Source organism: Altererythrobacter sp. B11 (genome assembly GCF_003569745.1).
Classification (GTDB): domain Bacteria; phylum Pseudomonadota; class Alphaproteobacteria; order Sphingomonadales; family Sphingomonadaceae; genus Croceibacterium_C.
Window position 1 is genome coordinate 2,758,122 of the sequence record NZ_AP018498.1, and the last position, 23,746, is coordinate 2,781,867.

Sequence of the window (23,746 nt, forward strand, 5' to 3'; positions counted from 1 at the left end):
ACATGGTCGCGACCTACCCCGATCACCATGCGGGGTCCAACTTCGAATGCGTGAAAGTCCCCCGACCACTCGCCCGCGGATATTCCGCAAGCGAGCAGTCGGGGATCAGGCTCGAGCGGTCGCCCGATGACTCGGGTAGCGATCGCTTAGCGGCGATCGCTCTCCATCACTTTCGTCCAGACCCTCACGAAATGATCCGCGAACATCTGCTTTGCGTCATCCGAAGCATAGACCTCGGCGACAGCCCGCAACTCTGAATTGGAACCGAAAACGAGATCAACCGGCGTTGCTGTCCACTTGGCAGCGCCCGTACCTGCGCACGGTCAAAATCGATTGAGCGCGAACCTCATTTGAATTTTTTTAACAGCGGGATCGGTTCGCGCCGGTCCCGCTTTTTGCTATGTAGGGAGACAATATGCTGCTCGAAAAAATCAAGACGCCCGGTCTGTCCCACTTGTCCTACCTCATCGGCTCTGGCGGCAAGGCCGCGGTGATCGATCCACGTCGCGACTGCGAATGCTACCTTGAACTGGCGCGCGCGGAGGGGCTGGAAATCACGCACATATGCTCGGAGGATGCCGAAGGCATGGATGAGAGGCAGCGGCGGTGGCAAGCATTCTTGAATGCTGCCAATGTGGTCTCGGTCAACCAACCTTCCCTGCTACAACCGACTAAACCTTGCCGACCTTCGCGGCTTGAGTCCCAGGCAGCGCGCACCGGTCATCATCGCGAACTGCGCCCATCCGGACTACCGGCCGGCGTTGGCCGACTATCTCGCGCGAGCACGCAAGGATTCCTATGGCCAGCAATCGCCCAGGCTGCTCAAGGAGGCACTGTCTTGGCACCAGCGCTTCATCGCGACGAGCACGATTCTGGCTTAGCGCGCTTGCGTAACCAGAGACGAGAGAGCGCATGGCCGATCCGACCGAGTTGATCGACCTCGACGATCCATCCACCGGATCGCCGGAGGAAGCCGCTTCCGCGCTGGGCGTCGATCCTGCAAAGGGATTGTCCGCGCATGATGCGAGCGAGCGACTGGCCCGCTTTGGCTCCAACGAACTACGGACGGTAAAGGGGCCGCCGCTGTGGCGCCGTATTCTTGCGCAGTTCCGGGATCCGCTGGTCTACCTCCTCCTCGCAGCGATTGCGGTGACGCTTGCGATCTGGCTCATCGAGGGGGAGCGGGAGTGGCCTGTCGACGCCTTGGTCATCGCGATTGTCATCCTGCTTAACGCGGTTTTGGGCTTCGTCGAAGAGAGCAAGGCAGCAAGCGCGGTAGCGGCACTTGCGAAGATGACAGCGGTGACCTCGTCGGTAATGCGTGACGGTCGCAGGCAGCGGATACCCGCTAGAGAACTGGTGCCTGGCGACGTGCTGCTGCTCGAGGAGGGCGACGCAGTCGGTGCGGATGCGAGGTTGATCCTGGCGGCCTCGCTGCGCGTTCAGGAGGCATCGCTCACCGGCGAAAGCGAAGCGGTCGCAAAGGATGCGGCCACCCTGCCCGCTCCGGCGGCCCTCGCCGACCGGACTTCGATGGTCTTCAAAGGCACCGCGGTCGCACAGGGCACCGGCCGCGCAATCGTCACCGCCATCGGTATGCGAACCGAGATGGGCCGCATCGCCACCATGCTCGACGAGACACGCGAAGAGGCTACGCCGCTACAGCGCGAAGTGGCTCGGCTGGGGCGGATCCTCGGCACAAGCGTGGTGATCATCGCGGCAGTTGTCATGGCGACGCTGATTATCGTCCAACCGGTCGAGACGCCGAACGACATCGCAACTGTCCTGCTCCTGGGCGTCTCGCTTGCGGTCGCCGCCGTGCCGGAGGGACTGCCGGCGATCTTGTCGCTCGTCCTAGCTCTCGGGGTTCAGCGAATGGCGGCGCACAACGCCGTGGTGAAGAAGCTTTCCTCGGTCGAAACCCTGGGTTCGGCGACGGTCATCTGTTCCGACAAGACAGGTACGCTTACCCGCTCGCAGATGACCATCCAGCGCGTCATCACGGCTTCGGGCGAAAGCCGGGTGACGGGCACGGGCTACTCGCCGCACGGCACTTTCGAGGCGCAAGGCAGTGCATCGCTCGATGACGCGCTGAGGGCGGAGCATATCGTCGTGCTGAGCGGCGGCAGCCTTGCCGGCAACGCCGGTCTTCGCATGCTAGCCGACGGGACCTGGGCCATCGATGGCGATCCGACCGAGGCGGCCTTCCTGGTTGCCGAAAAGAAGTTGGGCGCCGACACCCGACGACAGGCACGGTTCGAACGCACTGCCGAATTGCCCTTCACGTCTGAACGCAAGATGATGTCGACGATCGAGCGCGACCGGGAGCACGGCGGCGAACTCGTGCTGATCGCAAAGGGTGCCCCCGATGTGCTGATGGATCGATGCACGGGCATCCGCGTCGGCATGGACATCCGGCCCTTCGACGACATTGTCCGGGCAAAAGCTCGCGCCGATGTCGAGCGGCTTTCGAATGACGCGCTTCGAACGCTCGCGGTTGCCTATCGTCCGCTTGTTCCCGGCGAAGAGGCAAAGCTGGATGGATCGCTTGAACGCGACCTGATCTTCGTCGGCACGGTGGGCATCATCGATCCTCCGCGCGAAGAGGCCGCCATCGCGATCGCCGAGGCGCAGCGCGCGGGCATTCGTGTCGTCATGATCACCGGCGATCATCCCCGCACTGCTGCCCGGATCGCGGCGCAACTTGGAATAACATCGAATGATGCAAGGGTACTGACCGGGACCGACCTCGATGCGCTGGATGACATGCAGTTGGCCCGCGCGGTTCGCGAGACGCAAGTCTATGCGCGGGTTGCGCCGGTTCACAAGCTGCGGATCGTCGATGCCTTGCAGACAGATGGCGAGATCGTCGCAATGACCGGCGATGGGGTGAACGATGCCCCGGCACTCAAGTCTGCGGACATCGGGATCGCGATGGGCCAGACCGGCACCGAAGTGACGAAAGAGGCCGCGAAGATGATCCTGGCCGACGACAATTTCGCCACGATCGTTGCGGCCGTGCGCGAAGGCCGGGCCATCTTCGACAATATACGCAAGTTCCTGCGCTACCTTCTTTCCTCCAACATGGGCGAAGTGCTGACGGTATTCCTGGGCGTTGTCGGCGCAGGGGTCATCGGCCTCGACGATGCGAGCAATGGTGCTGGTCTGGTCTTGCCATTGCTGGCGACGCAGATCCTGTGGATAAACCTTATTACCGATTCCGGGCCTGCCCTTGCCATGGGGGTCGACCCGGAGATCGGCGACGTGATGGAGCGCCCGCCCCGCCGGCGCAGCTCGCCCACCATTGATGCGCGGATGTGGCGCGATGTGTTGAGTCTCGGGCTGGTGATGGCGCTAGCCGCCCTTGGGACAATCGACATCTATCTGCCAGGCGGTCTGGTTGAGGGCAGCCATGATATAGACCACGCCCGCACCGCCGGCTTCACTACTTTGGTGTTTGCGCAGCTCTTCAATGCGTTCTGCGCACGATCCGACGTGATCAGCGCATTTACCCATTGGTTCGCAAACCGCTGGCTATGGGCTGCGGTTCTCCTGTCAGCCTTGCTGCAGGTAGCGGTAATCCATCTTTCGCCACTGAATGCGGCTTTCGGCACGGTTCCGCTGGCGTTGGATGACTGGCTGATCTGCCTGGCCATGGGTAGTGCGGTCCTGTGGTTCAGTGAAGGGCGCAAGCTGCTTCGCCGACGATCGACCATGTCCCTGTGATATCAGGTCCGGCGCGCGGGGGAAGCCTCGAGCTGCAGCTCCTCGATCGTCACGCCATCGCGGATATTGTAGAGGCGGCGGAAGGTCGGGATGATCTTCTCGTCATGTGTAACGACAATGATCGCGGTTTCGAACTGTTTGGCCATGGTGTTGAGCAGATCAACCACAGCCAGTGCGCGAACGCTGTCGAGCGGCGCAGTCGGCTCGTCGGCGAGTATTACCGGCGGTCGGTTGACCAATGCCCGTGCAATGGAAACCCGCTGCTGCTCGCCGCCCGACAACTGCGAAGGCATGGCCGCTGCGCGGTGCGCGACATCGAGCGCCTCCAGCAGGTCGTGCGCCTCCTTGCGGGCCAGAGCATTTGGCTTGCCCGCCAGCATGGGGAGCAGCGCGACATTGGAAGAAGCGTCCCCGGATGGTCTGGACCTGGTTCTCGACCTGCCCTTTCTCCCATCCCGCCGCCGGAGAGCAGGCGGTCGGCTCCACCATATAATGATCGGCCATAACCAGGAACCGGCGGTTGAACACGCGCTCCTTGCCAGCGAACACGGCGGTGACCGCGGTCTTCATGTTATCGTAGATGCCGCGCAGGGGAACGCCGCCAAAGAACGCAAACCCGCGAGCATGGGCATCAAACACCATCTCCTGCGTCTCGCGCGGATAGGCCCGGACGTAGACTGCCCGTGACGCGCACAGCCGCATATGCGCCACCTTCACTCGCATCGGCTTACCCGCGATCTCCACATCCTCGTGGCTCCAGTCAAACTGGTATGCCTCGCCAGGCTTGAACATGAGCGGGATGAAGGCTGGCGCGCCGTCGCCCGCATCCTTGCGACGCGCTTCCCTCCAGCGCTGGGCATAGCGCCGGACCGCATCATAGGAGCCCTCGAACCCCTCACGGCACAGCAGATCATGGATCCGCGTCATCCGCAGCCGATCGCGCCGGTGCCGGGCCTCATTCTCCGTCAGCAGCGTATCGAGCCGCTCCTGGAACGGCCCAAGCCGAGGCAGCGGTTGAACCGTGCGGCGATAATCGAATGCGCCTTCTGGTGCCCGGATCGCCTTGCGCACCACCTTGCGGGATAACCGCAGATCGCGCGCAATCGCCTTGATCGCCTTCCCGCTCGCGTGTTCCCGCCTAATCCGAACGACCGTCTCCACCACCAACATCCCGATCTCACCACCTGGAAAACCAGGCGGTCAACTACACCATCAGAATGAGGGGTCCCTTTTAGACGCCGATCACCCCGCTAACAGGGTCCCTTTTGCACGCCGATCCACAAGCTCTCGCTTTGTCGAGCGCCCTTTCTGAAACGTCGGTAGCGACGACGCGATGGCCATGCTGGGCCAGAAATACGCTGTTGCGCCCCTCGCCATCGGCGACAGCCAAGACTTTCGATCCGGGAGTCAGGCGGTGCGCCTCGCGCGCCAGAAAAGCGTTGGGCGCGGTCCCGAACAGATACTCGTCCGCTGCGTAACGCTCGTTCCAGAACTCCGCCTAGCTCGGTTCAGTCATGGGCCGCTTTCCATGCACCCATGGAGCCGAGATAGACATCCAGCTTTTCGAAGCCGCGGCTCGCAAGCCATCCTGCAGCAACCGTGGCCCGCATCCCGCTTGCACACATCAGGGTGTAATGCTGTGACAGATCGAGATCGTGATACTGCTCGTTGAGTTCACCCACGTAGATATGCTCGGAACCCTCGATCGCGTTTTGCGCGCGTTCGTCCGCATCCCTCACATCAAGCAGCGTCCAGTCACGTTCGTCGCTCTCCAGTCGCCGTTCAACTTCGTCGGTCCCGATCATCGGGATAGTCCGCATCGCCTTGCCTTGGGCAGCGGCAGGCACGACGCCGACATAACCGCCTTCGATATTGTCGAGTGCGATCCGCACGAGATGCGTCATAGCAGCTTCGAGCTGGTCTTCATCGGAAGCGACAAGAGCGACATTGTCGCCTTCACGGATGAACCATCCGGCGAATGCCGAGATCATCCCGACTGGCAGGTTCATGGAACCGCGAAGATGGCCTGAGGCAAACGCGAGCGGCTCGCGCACATCGACCAAGTGGTCGACGTCAAGCTTTTCCAATTCGGACAGCGACAGGCGCTTGGGTCGCATCACACGAGGCGCAGCTTCGCCGCCTTCCAGATTAAGGCGCTCCATCAACCGGAAATACGGCGGCTGGTAGTGGTTCTCTTCCACCTTAAAGTCGATGAACGCATCCCGGCTTTCGAATTGAAGGCGCGGATTGTTCGCGCGTTCATGGCCGAGTGTCGAGAACTCGCGTTCCGCCATTCCCGACCCGCAGACGGAACCCGCTCCATGCGCAGGATATAGAATGACCTGGTCGCCAAGATCGAGAATCTTGTGGAGGGAATCGTAGAGAAGACCTGCGACCTCGCGTTTGCGTTCGGGATAGAAGTCCGTCCGTCCGACATCGCCAACGAACAGCGCGTCTCCCGTGAACACTCCAACTGGCCCATCGGGATAGGCAGTGTCGTGAAGAACGAAAGCAAGATGATCGTCCGTGTGCCCCGGTGTCTCCAGCACCCGAATTTTCAGCTGTCCGATCTCAAACTCATCACCTTGGTGAGCCGTCTCGGCATATTCGACCGTGCCCACAGAATTGGGACCGTGCAGGACGCGCGCGCCGGTCAAATCTCTCAGGATGGGCGCCCCCGAAACCAGATCCTCGTTGCGATGGGTTTCGAAGATATGAGTGATCTCCAGCCCCTCGGCGCGCGCCATTTCGACATAGCATTCGCAGTCGCGGCGCGGATCGATGATGGCCGCCTTCCCGCCCGAACCAATCAGGTAGGATAGGTGGGACAGTCCGGATGTCTTAATTTTCTCGAGCAGCATGGTGCCTCCTTCATAAGGAAAAAGCGGGACCGGCGCGAACCGATCCCGCTTTCAAAAGATTCGATGGCGCGTCACGCTCAATCGATTTTTACCGTGCGCAGATAGGGGCGCAGCGTGGTGAAGCCCTGCGGGAAGCGGGCTTTTGCATCCTCGTCGGAAACCGATGGTGGAATGATCGCATCCTTGCCTTCGCGCCAATCGGCGGGAGTGGCCACGCCATGCTTGTCGCTGAACTGGAGCGCATCGATCGCGCGCAGGATCTCGTCGAAGTTCCGTCCTACGCTCATGGGATAGGTCATGGTGAGCCGAATCTTCTTGTCCGGATCGATGATGAATACCGACCGCACAGCCGCCGTTTCGCTCTGATCCGGATGGATCATGTCATAGAGCTTGGCGATCTTGAGATCGGCATCAGCGACGATCGGGAACACGAGATTCGTGTTCTGGGTGTCGTTCACGTCTTCGATCCACTTGGCGTGTTCTTCGGCAGTGTCGGTCGAGAGGCCGAGTGGCTTTACATTGCGCTTGTCGAACTCGCTGGCGAGCTGCGCAGTGCGGCCCATCTCCGTAGTGCAGACGGGGGTGAAGTCGGCCGGGTGGCTGAAGAAGAATACCCAGCTATCGCCAGCCCAATCGTGCAGGCTGATTTCGCCATTCTGGGTGTCGACGGTAAAGTCGGGGGCGGTGTCACCGATGTGAAGGCTCATTTCAATTTTCCTTGTTCCGTGTCGATGCATCCTTTGTAGAGAGACCCAGGCACGCTGCCCAATTCAAATTATCGATTGCGATAAGTGATAAACCAAACAGAAGGGTAGAGAGGCCGGAGAGGCACACCTTTTCCTTTAGATGATGACCTCATAACTTAACCAATACCTATAACTGTGTTGAGCATTGATAACGTCAATTACGCTTTCAGCCAGAACCTGATGACCGAGGCTACGAGACCCAGCACGGTTATGCTGGCGAGCCAGATCACGAACATCCAGCCGAGCCGCTGCCAAAGTGGGCGATCCTGAGGCTCGTCCATCAGTGATATCCCTCATCCGCCACCTTGCCGCGGAACACCCAGTAAGCCCAAGCGGTGTATGCGATGATGAGCGGCATGGTGATCGCGACGCCAACCAGCATGAAGATCTGGCTGCGTTCGGGCGCGGCGGCGTCCCATATCGTGAGGCCCGGTGGAACGACATAGGGCCACATCGTGACGCCCAGACCGGCCATGCCGAAGAAGAACAGCGCAAGGCTCAGCCAGAACGGCTTGCTGTGCCGGTCCACTGAAAGAGCCCTCAGCAGCATGACGGCAATCACCGCTGTGAGGATCGGGACCGGCGCGGCGAAGTAGATCTCCGGCGCAGTCAACCAGCGCTCGGCATATTCGGCGTTCAGGAACACATTGTAGAGGCTGACGCCTCCCATCAAAACCAACGTTGCCCATGCCGCCCGCTTGCCCAACTTTCGGGCATGATGCTGACTCTCCCCATCCAGTTTCCACACCAGCCAGGTCGCGCCAAGCAGAGCGTAGCCGGCGACTGTGCCTAGGCCGGTCAACAGCGTGTAGGGCGTGAGCCAGTCGAACCAGCTGCCCGCATAGGATCGATCCACGACCTCGATCCCCTGGAGAAGCGCACCCAATGTCATGCCCTGCGCCATCGCCGCGACCAGCGAGCCGCCAGTGAAGGCCGCGTCCCAGTATCGGCGGTGCCCGGGGTCGCGCCAGCGATACTCGAACGCGACACCGCGGAACACCAGTCCCAACAGCATGGCGATGATGAGCGGGTAAGTGGCGGGCAGGATCACCGCGTAAGCCAATGGGAAGGCTGCGAACAATCCGCCGCCGCCCAAGACCAGCCAAGTCTCGTTGCCATCCCAGACCGGCGCTATCGAATTCATCGCACGATCGCGCTCCGGCCCGACCTCGAAGGTAGGGAAAAGAATGCCGATGCCGAGGTCGAACCCGTCCATCACCACATAGGCGAAGACGGCGAAGGCGATGATGAAAGCCCAGATCGTCGTCAGGTCCAAGTTAACGTCCATCGGTCGCCTCCTCGTGATCGCGCGGAAGTGTGTCGGGATCGCCCGGATTCTGGGATGGGCCAGGCGTAATGCCAGCAGTCCGGATCGGCCCGGTGTCCCCGCGCTTGACGCCATGTTCGCCTGCGTGCGGTGGCTTGTGCATCAGGTGCAGGATATACCAGACACCCGCGCCGAAAACTGCGAAATAGACCACGACGAATGCAAGCAATGACGCGGCGACGGCGGGGGCATCCAGCGGACTCGCAGCATCTGCCGTGCGCAAGAGATTGTAGATCACATACGGTTGCCGGCCGACCTCCGTCGTGATCCAGCCAGCGATGACCGCCACGAAACCGCTGGGAGCCATGACCAAGGCTGCGCGATGGAGCATGGGCCATTCGTAGAGCCTCTTGCGGAAGCGAGCGAACAGGCTCCACGCTCCGATACCGAGCATGGCAAAGCCGATCCCGACCATGATCCGGAATGACCAGAAAACGAAGCCGACCGGCGGTTCCTCGTCGTCCGGGATCGTGTCCAGACCGGCGAGCGGCGCGTCGAGATCATGCTTTAGGATCAGCGAAGATGCCTTGGGTATCTCAATTGCGTAGTCGACCCGCTTTTCCTCGCTGTTCGGAATGCCGAACAGGATCAGCGGTGCACCATCCGGATGGCTCTCGAAGTGGCCTTCCATCGCCATGACCTTCTGCGGCTGATGTTCGAGGGTGTTGAGCCCGTGCATGTCGCCTGCGAAGATCTGGATCGGCGCAACGATGGCCGCCATCCACATCGCCATCGAGAACATCTTGCGCGCGTGCAGGTTTGTCCGGTCCTTGAGAAGGTGCCAGGCCCCGACCCCGCCGACCACGAAGGCGGTCGTGAGGTAAGCTGCGATGACGGTATGGACCAGGCGATAGGGGAAGCTGGGGTTGAAGACGATGTCCCACCAGCTTTCACCCGGCAGGTATTGCCCGTTCGCCCCGATTTCATATCCTACGGGGGTCTGCATCCAGCTGTTAACCGACAGGATCCAGAAGGCGCTGATGAAGGTGCCAACAGCGACCATGAGCGTGGCGGCGAAGTGCAGCTTCTTGCCGACCTTGTTCATGCCGAAGAGCATGACGCCAAGGAAGCCAGCTTCGAGGAAGAACGCGGTCAGCACCTCGTAGGCCATCAGCGGGCCGATAACCGGCCCCGCAATATCAGAGAAAACCGACCAATTCGTGCCGAACTGGTAGGACATCACGATGCCCGAAACGACGCCCATTGCGAAGGCGATGGCGAAGATCTTCAGCCAATATTTGAAGAGATCGAGATAGATCGCCTTGCCTGTCTTGAGCCACAGACCCTCGAGCACTGCCAGATAGCTTGCGAGACCGATGGAAAAGGCCGGGAAGATGAAGTGAAAGCTTACCGTGAAGGCGAACTGGATGCGGGCCAGCAGCAGGGCATCGAGCTGTTCGAACATGTCTTTATCCGTGTTGCTTTTCGGCGCGTGCCTTGCGCCAGCGATAGTAGGTCTTTTCGGAAATTCCGATTTCGCGGCAGCTCTCGCAAACGCCTTTTCCCGACGCGATCAAAGCTGCGATCTCCCTGCAACGGGCATCTTTGTCAGGAATGGTGGGCATCAGATCATACCTCTCGCAGCATCGGGGATTGGTTCAGCTGGCGGTCCGCCGTTCGTTGCCAATTCCCGGAATGCGCGGTTCTGCGACAGGAAGACCTGCCCGTTGAGTTCGTCAACGAAGTGGGTCCGCTTCAGCCGGTCCATGACGGGGCCCTTCACTTCGGAAAGATGCAGCCCGATCCCGGCGTCGGTCATGCGGTGATTGATCGCCTCAAGGCTTTCTAGGCCGGAAGCGTCGATTTCGTTGACCGCGCTGCACATCAGGATGACGTGGCGCACCTCTGGGCGGTCGGCGACCTCTTCCAACACGTATTCCTCGAGCCATCGCGCATTGAGGTAGGTCAGGCTCTCGTCGATCCGGACCGAGAGGACGTGCGGCACGGTAAAGACCTTGTGGCGGTCGACATTACGGAAGTGCTCGGTCTCGGGGACGCGGCCGACGATGGCGGCATGGGGGCGGCTGGCGCGCCAGAGATAGAGAAGGAGGCCGACGCCAACGCCCGCGATCACACCCAGCTCGACGCCCGCAAGCAGCGTGATAGCGATCGTCGCCATGTGCGCGGCGAAGTCGGCCTTGGAGTAGTTCCAGAGCTGGCCGGGAGTCTTGAGATCGACGAGGCTGAGAACCGCGACGATGATCGTTGCAGCCAATGTGGCGATGGGCAGGCTGTAGAGCAGCGGGGTCAGGAACAGTCCCGCCAGCGCAATACCGACAGCGGTGTAAGCTCCGGCTGCGGGCGTCTCGGCCCCGGCGTCGAAGTTGACGACCGAGCGCGCAAATCCGCCGGTGACGGGGTAGCCCCCGGAAAAGGCACTGGCGATGTTCGATGCGCCAAGGCCGATAAGCTCCTGGTTCGGTGCAATCCGTTGACGGCGTTTAGCCGCAAGCGTCTGCGCAACCGATACGCTTTCGACGAAGCCGATGATCGAAATGAGCAGCGCGGGGACCCACAGTTGCCCGATTAGACCCAGATCGGTCGATGGCAGGGCGAAAGGCGGAAGACCCTGCGGAATTGCACCGACGAGGTTCACACCGCGATCCTCGAGATTGAGGCCGATGGCGGCAAGGATCGTCGCAACAACTGCTACGACCGGACCTGCCTTGGCCGCGATGTCGGCGGCTCGTGAAGATAGACCCATCGCGACCAAGGCCGGCTTCAAGCCCTTTCGGACCCAGAAGAGGAACAACGTCGCTGGAATCCCAATGGCGAGCGTCCACGGATTGACCGTGTCGATTGCCGCCGCGAGCCCGCCGAGCATCTCGGGCCAGTTGTCGCCGCCTGCCGATACGCCGAGAATGTGCTTCAACTGGCTCGTCGCGATCAGGATGCCGCTGGCGGTGATGAAGCCGCTGATGACGGGGTGCGAGAGGAGGTTGGCCAAGAAGCCCATCCGCAGGAATCCGAGCACGGCCAGCATCACACCGGACAAGGCTGCAAGGGTGATTGCCGCCTCGAGATAAAGTTCAGTCCCCTGCGCCGCTACGGCTCCGGCAGCGCTCGCCGTCATCAGCGACACAACCGCCACGGGCCCCACCGCAAGCGTCCGGCTGGTGCCGAAGATCGCGTAGGCGACCAGCGGCAAGATCGAGGCGTAAAGGCCCACGACCGGCGGCAACCCCGCCAGCAGCGCATAAGCGAGGCTTTGCGGGATCAGCATAATTGTTACGATGATCGCCGCGACGAGATCGTTCGTCAGGACCGATCCGTTGTAGGTCCGGCCCCACTCGAGGATCGGGAGGTATTGCGCCAACAGCCCGGGCTTTTGCCTGCGAGGCAAACCGGACGGCTCGCCAATCGGCCCTGGATTGCTGTCGCTCACGATTAGGCAGCCTTCTTCAGGTGCGGCTTGGCCATCCATTCATGGCCCTTCAGCATACCGTTCCAGTAAATCCACGGCAGCGCCTCTGACTTCAGAAGCCAGCTGAGCTTCCGCGGCTTTGTGCCGTCGATTACCCACTTCGGGAAGCTCGGAAGAAGTTTTCCATCATAACCAAATTCGGCGAGCACAATCTTTCCGCGTTCCACGGTCAGCGGGCAGGAGCCGTAGCCATCGTAATCGGCCACAGCCTGCTTTGCATCGAGCTGGGCGAGCGCATTGACCGCGACGATTGGTGCCTGTTTGCGCGCAGCCGCCATTGTCTTGGCGTTGGGCGTAGATCCCGCATCGCCGAGACCAAACACGTTGGGATAGCGAACATGCTGTAGCGTGAACTTGTCGACGTCGACAAAGCCGCTTTCGGCATTCGCGAGAGGACTGTCGGCGACGAACTGCGGGGCTACCTGCGGCGGAACCGCATGGAGCATGTCGAACTCGACCGTCTCTTCACCGGCCTCGGTTTTGAAAACGGCTTGCTTGCCGGAGCCCTCGACCGCAACGAGTGTCTGGTTGAGCTGCAAATCGATCCCGTATTTTTCGACATATTCCATCAGCGCCGGGACGTATTCCTTCACACCGAAAAGGACGCCGCCAGCGTTGCGGAATTCGACATCGATGTTGCCGAGAACGCCGCGCTCCATCCAAGCATCGCATGACAGATACATGGCCTTCTGCGGTGCACCTGCGCATTTGATAGGCATCTGCGGTTGGCTGAAGATCGCACGCCCCGATTTCAGGTTGCGCACAAGCTCCCAGGTGTAGGGTGCCAGATCGTAGCGATAATTGGATGTGACGCCGTTCTTGCCGAGTGTCTCTTCCAGCCCGTCGATCTTCTCCCAGGCGAGCCGGATGCCCGGAGCGACAATCAAAATACCGTAGGTGATCGTCGTGCCGTCGCTGAGCGTGACCTGATTGTTTTCGGGCTGGAAAGACGCGGCGGCCGTTTTCAACCAGGTCGCCTGTTTCGGCATTACGCTCGCTGTGGTGCGCTTGGTCGTTGACGCTTCGAAGACACCGCCACCGACCATCGTCCACCCGGGCTGATAATAGTGATCTTCGCTAGGCTCGACGATTGCGATATTGAGTGACGGGCGCCGCTTCAGCATGGACGATGCAGTCGCAATTCCTGCTGAACCTCCGCCGATGATGACTACTTCGTGTTTCAGGCTTCGGGCCATGACAAACTCTCCAATGTCTTTTCGTTATTCGCCAAGCCGGTCGCGCAAGCCCGACAGATCGTAGCCGACGCACTGCGCACGTTCGATGCGCGCGTCGGCAGTTTCATTCTCGACGTTGGCGAGAGCATCGAGCGTAATGGAGTGAGGTGGTCCCGGAAATCTGGACAGGGTGCTAAGCTAATCCCGACCTGAGGAATGGACGGGAAATGAAGAAGACGAGGAAGCGGTACAGCGCAGATTTCAAGGCGAAGGTGGCGCTGGAGGCGCTCCGGGGTGACCTGACCCTGGCCGAGCTGGCAGCGAAGCATGGCATCCACCATACGATGATCGCGGCCTGGAAGCGCCAGGCTGTCGAGGGAATGGGGAGCACGTTCTCCGGAGCCGGCGATGCAGCCAAGGCAGCCAGCGAGGCCGAGGTGGAGAAGCTGCACGCCAAGATCGGCCAGTTGGTCGTGGAGCGGGATTTTTTAGCCAAAGCCTCCGGTCGATGAGCGTGGCACGGAGGCGTTCGATGATCGAACCTGCTCACCACCGGCTGTCGATTGCGGCGCAATGCCGGCTGCTGTCGATCAGCCGGTCTTCCTATTATTATGCGCCGGTGCCGGAGACCGACGAGACGCTGGCACTGATGCGGATGATCGACGCGGCGTTCCTCGACATGCCATGGTATGGTAGCCGCCAGATGGTCCGGCACCTGCGCCGCGAGGGCCACGATGTCGGCCGACGACGTGTGCGGCGGCTGATGGCGAAGATGGGCTTGTCGCCGATTTACCAGCGCCCTCGGACCAGCGATCCGAACCCGCAGCACCGGATCTATCCGTATCTTCTGCGCAAACTGGTGATCGAGCGCCCCAACCAGGTGTGGTGCGCCGATGTGACGTATATCCCGATGCGCCGGGGCTTCTTGTATCTGGTCGCGGTGATGGACTGGGCGACCCGCAAGGTGCTGGCCTGGCGGCTGTCGAATACGATGGACGCCGGCTTCTGCGTCGCCGCACTGGAAGATGCGCTGGCGCGCTTCGGTAAGCCGGAGATCTTCAATACGGATCAGGGTAGCCAGTTCACCAGCTTCGCCTTCACCAGCGTGCTGCGCAACGCAGAGGTCAAGATCAGCATGGACGGTCGAGGCCGTTGGATGGATAATGTGTTCATCGAGCGGCTGTGGCGATCTCTGAAGTATGAATGCGTCTATCTCCACGCCTTCGAGACCGGCTCGGAGCTGCGCACTGGCCTCCGGCGATGGATCACCTATTACAACACGCAGCGACCGCACTCGGGTCTCGCCGGGCGGACCCCGGCAGAGGCCTACGGGCGGATCAGCGAACCAGATCATGGGGGGCATGCCCCCCATGATCTGACGACCAGACTGGCGGCATAATCACATCGGGGATTAGCTTAACTTCGTCGCCGACCTGTCCAAGAAGGCGGAACCACCTCACCACCTCGCCGTGCGCCGCAGCAACAGCGAATCGAAAATTGGCAATTCCGCGCAACGCTCTAGCTCGAAATCTTTGGCTAACCTTGCGAGGGCCGGACCTAATTGGACATTCAATCCGGGGAGACGAGATGTCGTGGGAACATCAAGCTCGCCGTTCGTTTCCAAGACAGCAGTGATGCCAATATCAATCCCATGCTCTTCGTCGCTGGCAGACACGTCTGAAGTTGAGCGCTTGAAGGAGTAGACACATGGATGGGCTCATCGATCTGGACAACAAGCTCCACGTTTTCACACGTGCGCCGAACGAAGCGGATCTGAGAGATCTCTCACGAGCCGGCATTCGGTCCGTTGTCAATCTGCGCGCACCCGGAGAAAACGGCGAGGTCTTAGCTCCGGTTACCGAGGGTGAGGTGGCGGCGAAAAGCGGGTTGGCCTACCTGAGCTTCCCGGTGACACCCGCGGATCTCAACGCAAGGACCGCCTCGACCATCCGTGCCGAAATGGAGCAACTGCCGACACCCATCGCCATTCATTGTGCTAGCGGCAAGCGGGCTAGCCTGATGGCCCTGGCTCACTGGGCTCACCGGCAGGACGCGGGCGCAAGCGAAGCCGCGGCCAAGGCCGAAGCCGCTGGACTCAAAGTCAGCGAGGCCGATCTCCAGCCCCTGATCGAACCTTAGGCGCAGGTCATGATCTTTCGACAATTGTTCGAACCCGAATCCTCGACCTACACCTACCTTTTCGGCTGGCAGGACACCGGCGAGGCCCTGTTGCTCGATCCGGTGGTGGAGACAATCGAACGCGATCTTCAAACTATCAACGAACTTGGCCTGCGGCTTGCCTACACGCTCGACACGCACATCCATGCAGACCACATCAGCTCCGCCTGCCGGTTGCGAGCGCTGACAGACTGCAAGGTCGCCTATCCTGCGCAGGACGATCTCCCCTGCGCGGATATCGGCGTCACCGAGGATCGGCCGCTAAATCTTGGAGGCTTGAATTTCCGGCCCCTGTTCACTCCGGGCCACACGGATACGCACCATTGCTATCTTCTGGATCAGGGCGGACAGCAAAGGGTATTTACCGGGGATGCGTTGCTGATCGATGGCTGCGGCCGAACGGACTTTCAGAATGGTGACACGGTTGCGCTCTATCGCTCGGTTCACGACAAGATTTTTACCTTGCCCCCGGACACCCTGGTCTATCCCGCACACGATTATCAGCATCGGCACGTCTCCACCGTCGCGCAGGAACGTGAGCGCAACCCGCGGTTGAACGACGCGATCCGACTTGAAGAGTTCGAGGATATCATGACCAATCTCGACCTTGCCTATCCGAAAAAAATCGATGTGGCGGTACCGGCCAACCGCAGATGTGGCGATTGCCCCGAAGATGCCGTGGAACAACTTCATCGAATTGGCGGCAAGTCCCCCCAGGGCTGGCCGAGCTAGGCTCAGGATCTGTTAAATTGCCGCCGTAGCGAATGAACGCCTGATTCCGTGACGGTGAGAGGCCCGGGTTCGTCGAGCTTGGAGTCCGCGAGCAGCTGACGGGACCCCTGGTTTTGCTCAACGCATGATTAGAGTCTGGCCCCGATGGTAAGGACGGATGATGAAGCGAACGAGGTTTACGGAAGAGCAGATCATTGGTGTGTTGAAGGAGGCCGAGGTTGGTGCGAAGACCGGCGACCTGACCCGGCGGCACGAGGCATCGGAAGCGACGATCTATAGCTGGAAGGCCAAGTATGGCGACCTGGATGTGCCGGAAGCCCAGCGGTAGTGGGCACTGTGTCGTTTCTACATCGGGTTTCCCTCACTATCGTACGAGCCCAGTCTCCTCGCGTACAAGCCGATTGGGGCAACAGCGGTGCATGTTGATCTCCGATCGGGCGATGGAGTACGGCCGGGCTTGGTCCTACAAAATGGACGGCCGTTTCGCTTTGGCAAGCGTTCTAACGGACCAGGCCTGCGCGGGGTGCCTGGCGTTTGACGGTGCCCATTGTCGTCCGCAATGCCTGGACCGCTAGAGATGATCATTTCACCCGCCTCTCTGGGGAACGTGCGATGCGAAAGACAAGCACTCTCGACCGAGCAGTCAACTTCACACCTGCGCTCGGCAAAGCTTGGCTAACACCGCTCTACGACATTGCAATTCGCTGCCTGACATCGGAGAAACGATGGCGGAGCGCGATGATAGCCGAAGCGAAGGTCGAGCCAGACGATCGTCTGATCGACGTCGGAAGCGGTACGGGAAGTCTGCTCATCGGTCTCCGCTCCGCCTGTCCGCAAGCGGACCTGCTCGGTGTCGATCCGGACCGCGCCACGATCGGCATAGCCCGGCGAAAAGCTGCGCATAAGATGTCGTCCATCCGTTGGCACCATGGTTTTCTCGACAGCCTCGAGCTTCAGGACAATTGGCGGCCAAACAAGATCGTGAGCAGCCTTCTATTCCACCAGGTACCGGCGGGGCAGAAGAAGGTCCTCATCGAGGAGATCTGGAACCTGCTCGAGCCCGGCGGGATGGTCTTGATCGCGGATTACATGAAGCAGGAAAACCCGCTGATGCGGGCGCTATTTCGCGCGACCGTCCAAAGACTGGACGGATTTGCGGATACCCAGCCCAACGCCGACGGAGTAATGGAAAATCTGATCTCTGCCCGATTTATCGACAGCAAGAGGTTAGCCCTATTCATTACGCCCACAGGTGCCATTTCTCTGTGGCGCGGCTTCAAGGAAAGGATCGTGAATTGACCGACACTGCCCCTCCATCGGCCCTGCGTAGACCTCTCGCGAGTGCTTTGCTCGTCGTTCTTGCGGCTTGTTCGAACGTCGCGCAGGCCGCAAGCTACACGATGTATCGTGATCCTGGCTGCGGCTGTTGTGAACAATGGGCAGCTCATGTCGAGCGGGACATGGACGCACAGGTCGCCGCAGTCGACAGCACCGATATGGCCGCTCTCAAGGCGGAGAGGGGTGTTCCGCGGGGCCTCTCGTCCTGCCACACGATGGTGGTCGACGGCTATGTCATCGAGGGCCATGTTCCCGCTGAAGCCATTGCGAGACTGCTGCGCGAGCGACCCGTCGGCGTCGCCGGGCTTGCCGTGCCCGGTATGCCGCTCGGCTCCCCCGGCATGGAGGCTGACGGCCGAAGGCAGGCATATGACGTGTTTGCGTTTGGCCCGGGCGGACAAAGGGTTTTCGCAAGCTACCCCTAACGCAAAGCGGATGGCCCCACCGTCCGAAACTGGGCAATCGAGATGGACAGCGAACGAAACGGGGCGCTCTGTTGTCGAGCCGAGGGAACTGAAATGACAAATATCACATCTGGTAATTAAACCGAGCGGAATTCCAAAGGGCATGCCGTCCGAGCTTATACGCCGGCCAGGCATTTAGGATCAGTCGCCAAAGCCCACTTGACCGCAGATAAACGCGGGGCGCATGAGGCAGGCCGCTGCCCTTTCAGTCTCGTGCCGGCGATCGCGAAGTTGCACCCTGCCCCCTCGCGCGCAGGTTCGCCTTGTTTTCAAAGTTAGAGAGTTGTGAACGAGATGAAACACGAGGGACATGCGGCATCGGCAGGGATCCAACGCAGCAAGAGCGAATCTGCCATAAGTCTCGCCGGTGGCGTGGCTATGGGCACGGGGGTCATGATCGGCGCCGGAATATTTGCCCTAACCGGTCAGATCGCACAGTTGGCCGGGCCGCTGTTCCCGCTTTCCTTCGTCGTGGGAGCTATCGTGACAGCGCTTGCGGCCTACAGTTACATCAAAATGTCGAACGCCTGGCCATCGTCTGGCGGCATCGCGATGATCTTGCAAAAGGCCTACGGTCCGGGAGTCGTGGCGGCCTCTGCCTCACTGCTCATGGCGCTCTCGATGGTGATCAATGAAAGCCTGGTAGCCCGTACCTTCGCTGCTTACGCCTTGCGTCCGTTCGGCCAGGAGGAGAATGCCCTTTTCCTGCCTATCCTCGCGCTAGCTCTGATCGTCTTCGCCTACTTCGTAAATGCGTCCGGCAATCGTTCGGTGAGCGGCTTTTCGCTCATCATGTCCGTGATCAAGGTCGGCGGCATCGTCGTTTTCGCAGTGGCGGCGATCTGGGCGAGCGGTTTCTTTTCTGGCGCTTTTTCTGAAGACATTTCGCAAACCGGTGGCGGCGCATTTCTGGCATCGGTGGCATTTTCCATCCTCGCCTTCAAAGGCTTCACGACCATTACGAACAGTGGCGGCGATATTGTTGATCCGCATCGCAATGTTGGTCGCACGATCGTCATCTCGATTGTCATCTGCGTGGTGACGTACCTGCTCGTGGCACTGGCTGTCGGAGCAAGCCTGACGATCAGCGAGATTGCCCAGGCGCGCGATTATTCTCTGGCCGCCGCCGCCAGACCGGCGCTAGGTCAACTGGGCTTCTGGTTCACCATCATCATTGCGCTATCGGCAACTACCTCAGGGGTGATCGCCAGCGTGTTCGCGGTCTCGCGCATGCTGGCGATGCTGACTGACATGAAGATGATCCCGCACAGTCATTTTGGCATGAAAGGCGGAATACGAAGCCATATGCTGGTCTACACGGTCGTGGTAGCCGGCTCGCTAGCGGTGCTGTTCGATCTGTCGCGCATCGCTTCCCTCGGGGCGTTTTTCTATCTGGTCATGGACATGCTGGTGCATTGGGGTGTCTACCGGCACCTACGAAAGGAGATCGCGGCAAAAAGTTCCGTTCTGCTTGCCGCGATTGCAGCCGACGGTGCTGTTCTTGCTGCCTTTACTGCCACCAAACTCGACACCGACCCGTTTATCGTTGGCATCGCTGCGGCCCTCATTGCCGTTGTTTTTGCTCTTGAAGCTCTTTTCCTGCGTCAGATAGGCGGAAAGAATGATAACCCCGGGTAGAAACTGAGGTGAAATCCACCATCGGCCCGGATGACGAGACGCGGCTGATCCCCGGTGAAGCACGCATCTTTTTATTAGATGGTGATGGGCTCCAAGTCCGTCCCCGCTGCCCCCGAAGCGGCCGACTTGCTTGATGCGCCGATCGAGGTGTTACTGGCCATGCGTCATCGGCAAGGATGCACTGCTGTCCGGCTCCAAGCTTCAGGATGCGCTGGCTCTCACCTCCCGCGGTTTCAGGTATCCGCCCGTCTTGATACATTGCTTCCTCAATCCAGGAGTTTCGACCTATGACAGATCAAAAGAAGAGCGCCGCGGTTTCGCGATGGGAAGATGAGGGCGGGGCCACGCCGTGCGGCCCTCAGGAAGCTTTGGCAGCGGCTTGCGACGAATGGGATATTCCCGCACTTTCCGATGCCGAGATCATCCAACTGCGCATCCGGGTAATCGCATTGGAAAATATTGTGCTAAGTGTGCTAGCCAAAGCCACTGACGAACAACTGACGCAAATTGGCGAGATGGCGGAATTCATCACCCCGCGTCCCGGTGCCAGGCAACATCCCCTCACCATTCATGCCGCGTCCCAGATGACCCAGCTCGTGGAGCGCGCCAAACATTTTCGATCGTAAGGATACGAGCGCAATCTGCTAGCCAATCACATCAAATTCGTGCGGTGCGCAAGCAAGAATCGCGGCCAGTTTGCGCTCGGGTCACAGGAAGCCCTTTGGCAGTCTATCGCTAAAGTAGCGGTAGCGCTCTTTGTGTCAGACGATTCGCCGCAACTTGTTCGGTAAAAGCCTCGTAAGCAAGGCGCGGTCCCTCTGTAGAGCGGCCGCCCATCTTGTCCTTCGGGCGCATGACGTGGATCGCATTCCGCGCCGCGTCGGGCCGCCACTCGCGGGACGAGGAAACAGGTCAATCCCTCCTCGGCGTGGGCCAGCGCCAGGAAGGCATCCGACATTGGCGCCGAGCAGAACCATTTATGGCCGATCAGCTCGAATTCACCGCTACCAAGCGAGGCGGCGCGGGTGCTGTTGGCGCGCACGTGCGAGCCGCCCTGCATTTCGGTCATCGCCATGGCAGTGGTGGACCCAGTCTTTCCTGCGCGGGAATGAAACGCTGATCGTATTTCGAGGCGGAGACACGCGGTTCCCATTCCGCAGCCACTTCCGGCTCCGCGCAAAGGGCGGTGACCGCCGCATAATACCGGCATCGGCCTGCGTCATAAGGTAGAGCAGCGCTGCACGCAGGTCTGGCCCGCCTTTACGCTGGTCCACGCCGCCGCGGAAACTCCCCTCTTCGACCCCCATCTGCATCAGAGCGTGAGAGGCGGGGTGGAACTCAACTTCATCCGGGCCTCACCGAAGCGGTCGAAACCTAAGGGTGTTGGCGGGTTCGCATTGGCAAGCCTACCAAGCTCAACGGTTCGGCCTGACCCACCAGTTCGCCGAAGGCACTCAGACGGTCCCAGTGCCCCGCTCCGGAACCGGCGACACCATCCTGAATTGCCCGGTCGGCGAGTGCGGACAGATCCTTGAAACCCTCAAGGGACACGCCGCCAAGCTACCGCAAATTACAGATCCTGACCCTAGCCGCCCCAATGTTGTTGAAATATTCCAGTAGCCGCAGCGTCCTTGGGTATAATCCTCAAGATGCCGCCAGGAGACCCGATGCAAGACAAGTCCAAAGCGCTCCAGGCGGCACTACGTGCCAATTCCGTCTGTTCCTGCATTACGCTCGACCGGGACATGCTTCAGGCCACATTGAACAGCCAGACCGGACGTGAAGGTTTCGGGGAGCAGTTGGCGACCTCGCACCCGCACCTGTTCGCGAACTCGCCGGTGTTTATCGCGCCGGAGACAATGACGGTGATGACGCGCGTCGTCACGGCGGTGGAGACCGCCGCAGCCCTCGCGCAATATGGTGAGGCGGTGCGGAAGTGGGCACCGTCCGGCTCCGCTCCCGATCTGGGACCTGCCGGTGCACTGATGGGGTATGATTTTCATCTTTCCGAATCCGGACCGGTTCTGATCGAGATCAATACCAATGCCGGGGGCGCGTTCCTCAACGCAGCCCTCGCCAGGGCGCAGCGTGCCTGCTGCTTCGGCTCCGATGGCTCGAATGGATCAGTGGAGGATTTTGGACCGGCGATTGCGAGAATGTTTCGCAGCGAGTGGTTACGCCAGGGCCGCACTGGGACACCCGAGACCATTGCGATCGTCGATGACGCGCCCCTTGATCAGCATCTCTATCCGGAGTTTCTGCTCGCCAAGGCAGCGCTCGAGCGTCAGGGAATTTCGGCGGTCATCGCTGATCCAACGGCGTTGGAGCCTTCCGGCGGTGAACTTTTTGCGGATGGCTGCAAGATCGACCTGGTGTACAATCGTCTCGTCGACTTTACCTTGGAAGAGCCGAATCATTCCGTCCTCAAGGACGCTTATCTGAATAATCTGGCAGTGGTTACGCCCAACCCATACGTCCACGCCATGCTGGCCGATAAGCGAAATCTCTCGCTTTTGAGCGACAGCGCTCTCCTGACCCACTGGGGCCTGCCAAGGGAGCAAGCTGAGGTTCTTGCGACGACTATTCCCGCTACCACTCTGGTAACACCTGATAACGCCGCGTCGCTTTGGGCGGAACGTCGGCATCTCTTCTTCAAGCCGGCGCAGGGATATGGCAGCAAAGCCGCCTATCGCGGTGCCAAGCTTACCCGCAGCGTCTGGTCACAGATCCGGGACGGTGACTATATCGCCCAGCAATACGCGCCGCCGAGTCTTCGCAAGGTCAAGTATGATGGAGAGGCTGTGGACCTCAAGGTCGATGTGAGGCTCTATACCTACGCTGGTTCCGTATTGTTGAAGGCGGCGCGGCTATACAGGGGGCAGACGACCAACATGCGCACACCGGGTGGCGGTTTTGCGCCAGTCCTGGAAGTCTGAATTTTCACTGAATCCTCTTCGTGCTCGCAAGTTGTGATGTTCCCTCGGGAAGGCTTCCGGCTGTTCGGATGGGTAGAGCGGCCATACCCGCCCTCTCGCTACGCGTGTTGGCCCCGGCAGCGGCATTTCGACAGCGAGCGATGAGTGGGAGTTCGGCCCTCGGTAAGGGATCCTGTGCCCTTGTCAAAAGCGGCGTCTCGAAGGTCCACAGCGCTCGACACGGACGGTGTGTAAGATCGGATCGAGTGAAACGTCAAAGACAACAATGAGTGCTTTTTGATCCAGCGCAAGCGCTCGATTGCAACCGGACCAGGATGATCAGTTGAAGTCGGTTTTGCTCCACATAAACCAGGATCCTGGCCAGGCCGCACGGTTAGCTGCTGCCATGGAAGTCGTTCGCGCCCACAACGGGCAGCTGATCTGTTTGCAGGCAACCCCTCTCGATGCGTATTTCTTTGTCGGCGATCCGTTTGGAGGGTCATACGTTCCTTCCGGCATCTTCGAGACTTTTCGCCAAAACGAGAAACTTGAACAGGTGCGGATCGAAGATACGCTCAAACGGGAGGGAATCGATTGGCAATGGCTTCACGCCGAGGGATCAGCGGCTCAGACCATCATCGAACACGCGAAGTTTGCCGACCTCGTCGTTCTAAGCCAACCCGAAGAGAAGGAAACAATTCTCCCGCGCAGGGCGCCACTCGCCGCCGACGTGGCGCTCCATGTTCAATCGCCCGTACTACTCGTGCCGGCTGCCGGGCAACGCTTTACCAACAGCAGTGCTGCCATGATCGCCTGGAATGGCTCCCCAGAAGCTGCCAACGCCATCCGGCAGAGCCGTTCGCTTCTGCGCGCCGCGCCCAAATTGCATATCGTAAGTGTCAGCGAGAAGGGGGAGAAACCTTCTTTGGACGATGTCCGCAATTATCTGGCGCGATATGGTGTCACCGCCGAAAGTCATGATTGGCCGCTCGACGGAGACACCGTGGCCAATGCGCTCATTGCGGCCGCAGCGAGTCTCGAAGCGAAATATATCGTGCTCGGTGCCTATGGCCATTCACGACTCCGCGAAACTTTTCTGGGCGGCGTCACCCAGGATCTTATCACGACGAGCCCCGTTCCGCTGATTCTCGCGCACTGATATGTTCGGCGTACGGGCCCCGCGATATGCACATGGTTTCTCCTTACCAGCCCCTCAAGCAAG

Annotated in this window: 22 protein-coding genes and 5 pseudogenes; 12 read left to right on the forward strand and 15 right to left on the reverse strand. The window is 60.3% G+C overall.

All coding sequences use genetic code 11. From position 1 onward, the window contains the following. Positions 1–146: 146 nt before the first annotated feature. Positions 147–311: pseudogene (locus AEB_RS18440) on the reverse strand (peroxidase family protein); the annotation flags it as partial. A gap of 35 nt (positions 312–346) precedes the next feature. Further along, a complete protein-coding gene (locus AEB_RS18200; protein ID WP_231959021.1) occupies positions 347–652 on the reverse strand; it encodes a hypothetical protein in 306 nt (101 codons plus the stop codon). A 25-nt stretch (positions 653–677) separates the two neighbouring features. On the opposite strand from AEB_RS18200, the pseudogene AEB_RS13105 reads away from it, so the two are divergent. Beyond that, a pseudogene (locus tag AEB_RS13105) lies at positions 678–881 on the forward strand (acetyl-CoA hydrolase/transferase C-terminal domain-containing protein); the annotation flags it as partial. 49 nt (positions 882–930) lie between these two features. After that, positions 931–3,726, forward strand: a complete 2,796-nt coding sequence (locus AEB_RS13110; RefSeq protein WP_197714436.1) for a cation-translocating P-type ATPase — start codon at positions 931–933, stop codon at positions 3,724–3,726. 2 nt (positions 3,727–3,728) lie between these two features. On the opposite strand, the gene AEB_RS18615 is transcribed toward AEB_RS13110, so the two are convergent. From AEB_RS18615 to AEB_RS13165, 11 genes and pseudogenes are all read right to left on the reverse strand, one after another. Continuing rightward, the gene (locus AEB_RS18615) at positions 3,729–3,872 is read right to left on the reverse strand and encodes a hypothetical protein (protein ID WP_230281965.1); all 144 of its coding nucleotides are present in this window, start codon (positions 3,870–3,872) and stop codon (positions 3,729–3,731) included. A gap of 108 nt (positions 3,873–3,980) precedes the next feature. Further along, positions 3,981–4,106 (reverse strand): annotated as a pseudogene (locus AEB_RS18620) (ABC transporter ATP-binding protein); the annotation flags it as partial. A gap of 10 nt (positions 4,107–4,116) precedes the next feature. Then, positions 4,117–4,896 (reverse strand): annotated as a pseudogene (gene istA / locus AEB_RS13120) (IS21 family transposase); the annotation flags it as partial. 338 nt (positions 4,897–5,234) lie between these two features. Continuing rightward, on the reverse strand, positions 5,235–6,587 hold the full coding sequence (locus AEB_RS13130; protein WP_119083555.1) for an MBL fold metallo-hydrolase: 1,353 nt from the start codon (positions 6,585–6,587) through the stop codon (positions 5,235–5,237). A gap of 77 nt (positions 6,588–6,664) precedes the next feature. Next, positions 6,665–7,294: a peroxiredoxin gene (locus AEB_RS13135; RefSeq protein WP_119083556.1), complete on the reverse strand. Its 630-nt coding sequence runs from the start codon at positions 7,292–7,294 to the stop codon at positions 6,665–6,667. Positions 7,295–7,491: 197 nt separating this feature from the next. Beyond that, positions 7,492–7,614: a DUF2474 domain-containing protein gene (locus tag AEB_RS13140; RefSeq protein ID WP_119083557.1), complete on the reverse strand. Its 123-nt coding sequence runs from the start codon at positions 7,612–7,614 to the stop codon at positions 7,492–7,494. Further along, positions 7,614–8,621, reverse strand: coding sequence for a cytochrome d ubiquinol oxidase subunit II (cydB, locus tag AEB_RS13145; RefSeq protein WP_119083558.1), 1,008 nt, complete (start codon positions 8,619–8,621; stop codon positions 7,614–7,616). The genes AEB_RS13140 and cydB overlap by 1 nt, the downstream gene beginning before the upstream one ends. Continuing rightward, the gene (locus tag AEB_RS13150; RefSeq protein WP_119083559.1) at positions 8,611–10,065 is read right to left on the reverse strand and encodes a cytochrome ubiquinol oxidase subunit I; all 1,455 of its coding nucleotides are present in this window, start codon (positions 10,063–10,065) and stop codon (positions 8,611–8,613) included. The genes cydB and AEB_RS13150 overlap by 11 nt, the downstream gene beginning before the upstream one ends. Positions 10,066–10,069: 4 nt before the next feature. Next, positions 10,070–10,225, reverse strand: a complete 156-nt coding sequence (locus tag AEB_RS18625) for a helix-turn-helix domain-containing protein (RefSeq protein ID WP_119083560.1) — start codon at positions 10,223–10,225, stop codon at positions 10,070–10,072. Further along, the gene (locus AEB_RS13160) at positions 10,225–12,045 is read right to left on the reverse strand and encodes a SulP family inorganic anion transporter (RefSeq protein ID WP_231958710.1); all 1,821 of its coding nucleotides are present in this window, start codon (positions 12,043–12,045) and stop codon (positions 10,225–10,227) included. Before AEB_RS13160 ends, AEB_RS18625 begins: the two co-directional genes overlap by 1 nt. A 2-nt stretch (positions 12,046–12,047) precedes the next feature. Beyond that, the gene (locus tag AEB_RS13165) at positions 12,048–13,280 is read right to left on the reverse strand and encodes an NAD(P)/FAD-dependent oxidoreductase (protein WP_119083562.1); all 1,233 of its coding nucleotides are present in this window, start codon (positions 13,278–13,280) and stop codon (positions 12,048–12,050) included. Between the two features lie 206 nt (positions 13,281–13,486). Here AEB_RS13165 and AEB_RS13170 point away from each other — a divergent pair. From AEB_RS13170 to AEB_RS13205, 8 genes and pseudogenes are all read left to right on the forward strand, one after another. Then, a protein-coding gene (locus AEB_RS13170; RefSeq protein WP_119081383.1) for an IS3 family transposase occupies positions 13,487–14,658 on the forward strand; the annotation gives its coding sequence in 2 pieces (ribosomal slippage) (positions 13,487–13,751 and positions 13,751–14,658; 1,173 coding nt in all). A 308-nt stretch (positions 14,659–14,966) separates the two neighbouring features. Then, positions 14,967–15,398, forward strand: coding sequence for a beta-lactamase hydrolase domain-containing protein (locus AEB_RS13175; RefSeq protein ID WP_119083563.1), 432 nt, complete (start codon positions 14,967–14,969; stop codon positions 15,396–15,398). 9 nt (positions 15,399–15,407) lie between these two features. Further along, positions 15,408–16,169 carry an MBL fold metallo-hydrolase gene (locus tag AEB_RS13180; protein ID WP_119083564.1) on the forward strand — a complete coding sequence of 254 codons (762 nt, stop codon included), beginning with the start codon at positions 15,408–15,410 and terminating at the stop codon, positions 16,167–16,169. Between the two features lie 160 nt (positions 16,170–16,329). Further along, positions 16,330–16,494: pseudogene (locus AEB_RS13185) on the forward strand (transposase); the annotation flags it as partial. 215 nt (positions 16,495–16,709) lie between these two features. Next, positions 16,710–17,468 (forward strand): class I SAM-dependent methyltransferase, encoded by a 759-nt coding sequence (locus AEB_RS13190; RefSeq protein WP_231958711.1) that lies wholly within the window; start codon positions 16,710–16,712, stop codon positions 17,466–17,468. A 101-nt stretch (positions 17,469–17,569) separates the two neighbouring features. Continuing rightward, complete coding sequence (locus AEB_RS13195; RefSeq protein ID WP_119083566.1) at positions 17,570–17,932, forward strand: DUF411 domain-containing protein; 363 nt, start codon at positions 17,570–17,572, stop codon at positions 17,930–17,932. A 417-nt stretch (positions 17,933–18,349) separates the two neighbouring features. After that, the gene (locus AEB_RS13200; RefSeq protein WP_231958991.1) at positions 18,350–19,609 is read left to right on the forward strand and encodes an APC family permease; all 1,260 of its coding nucleotides are present in this window, start codon (positions 18,350–18,352) and stop codon (positions 19,607–19,609) included. A gap of 287 nt (positions 19,610–19,896) precedes the next feature. Continuing rightward, positions 19,897–20,235, forward strand: a complete 339-nt coding sequence (locus tag AEB_RS13205) for a hypothetical protein (RefSeq protein ID WP_119083568.1) — start codon at positions 19,897–19,899, stop codon at positions 20,233–20,235. A gap of 26 nt (positions 20,236–20,261) precedes the next feature. Here the strand turns inward: AEB_RS13205 and AEB_RS18630 are convergent, their stop codons facing one another. After that, positions 20,262–20,684, reverse strand: coding sequence for an acyl-CoA dehydrogenase family protein (locus tag AEB_RS18630; protein ID WP_172593099.1), 423 nt, complete (start codon positions 20,682–20,684; stop codon positions 20,262–20,264). Next, positions 20,614–20,922 (reverse strand): hypothetical protein, encoded by a 309-nt coding sequence (locus AEB_RS18635; protein WP_172593100.1) that lies wholly within the window; start codon positions 20,920–20,922, stop codon positions 20,614–20,616. Before AEB_RS18635 ends, AEB_RS18630 begins: the two co-directional genes overlap by 71 nt. Positions 20,923–21,276: 354 nt before the next feature. On the opposite strand from AEB_RS18635, the gene AEB_RS13215 reads away from it, so the two are divergent. Next, entirely contained in the window at positions 21,277–22,545 is a 1,269-nt protein-coding gene (locus AEB_RS13215; protein ID WP_119083570.1) for a hypothetical protein, read from the forward strand. 322 nt (positions 22,546–22,867) lie between these two features. Further along, positions 22,868–23,683: a universal stress protein gene (locus tag AEB_RS13220; protein WP_145985311.1), complete on the forward strand. Its 816-nt coding sequence runs from the start codon at positions 22,868–22,870 to the stop codon at positions 23,681–23,683. Positions 23,684–23,746 lie beyond the last annotated feature (63 nt).

Excerpts from the sequence above, each read along its gene's own strand:
- AEB_RS18615 (WP_230281965.1), bottom strand. The coding sequence starts at position 3,872 with ATGGCCAAACAGTTCGAAACCGCGATCATTGTCGTTACACATGACGAG.
- AEB_RS13130 (WP_119083555.1), bottom strand. The coding sequence starts at position 6,587 with ATGCTGCTCGAGAAAATTAAGACATCCGGACTGTCCCACCTATCCTAC.
- AEB_RS13135 (WP_119083556.1), bottom strand. The coding sequence starts at position 7,294 with ATGAGCCTTCACATCGGTGACACCGCCCCCGACTTTACCGTCGACACC.
- AEB_RS13140 (WP_119083557.1), bottom strand. The coding sequence starts at position 7,614 with ATGGACGAGCCTCAGGATCGCCCACTTTGGCAGCGGCTCGGCTGGATG.
- cydB (WP_119083558.1), bottom strand. The coding sequence starts at position 8,621 with ATGGACGTTAACTTGGACCTGACGACGATCTGGGCTTTCATCATCGCC.
- AEB_RS13150 (WP_119083559.1), bottom strand. The coding sequence starts at position 10,065 with ATGTTCGAACAGCTCGATGCCCTGCTGCTGGCCCGCATCCAGTTCGCC.
- AEB_RS18625 (WP_119083560.1), bottom strand. The coding sequence starts at position 10,225 with ATGCCCACCATTCCTGACAAAGATGCCCGTTGCAGGGAGATCGCAGCT.
- AEB_RS13165 (WP_119083562.1), bottom strand. The coding sequence starts at position 13,280 with ATGGCCCGAAGCCTGAAACACGAAGTAGTCATCATCGGCGGAGGTTCA.
- AEB_RS13175 (WP_119083563.1), top strand. The coding sequence starts at position 14,967 with ATGGATGGGCTCATCGATCTGGACAACAAGCTCCACGTTTTCACACGT.
- AEB_RS13180 (WP_119083564.1), top strand. The coding sequence starts at position 15,408 with ATGATCTTTCGACAATTGTTCGAACCCGAATCCTCGACCTACACCTAC.
- AEB_RS13195 (WP_119083566.1), top strand. The coding sequence starts at position 17,570 with ATGTATCGTGATCCTGGCTGCGGCTGTTGTGAACAATGGGCAGCTCAT.
- AEB_RS13200 (WP_231958991.1), top strand. The coding sequence starts at position 18,350 with ATGGGCACGGGGGTCATGATCGGCGCCGGAATATTTGCCCTAACCGGT.
- AEB_RS13205 (WP_119083568.1), top strand. The coding sequence starts at position 19,897 with ATGACAGATCAAAAGAAGAGCGCCGCGGTTTCGCGATGGGAAGATGAG.
- AEB_RS18630 (WP_172593099.1), bottom strand. The coding sequence starts at position 20,684 with ATGGCGATGACCGAAATGCAGGGCGGCTCGCACGTGCGCGCCAACAGC.
- AEB_RS18635 (WP_172593100.1), bottom strand. The coding sequence starts at position 20,922 with ATGCAGATGGGGGTCGAAGAGGGGAGTTTCCGCGGCGGCGTGGACCAG.
- AEB_RS13215 (WP_119083570.1), top strand. The coding sequence starts at position 21,277 with ATGCAAGACAAGTCCAAAGCGCTCCAGGCGGCACTACGTGCCAATTCC.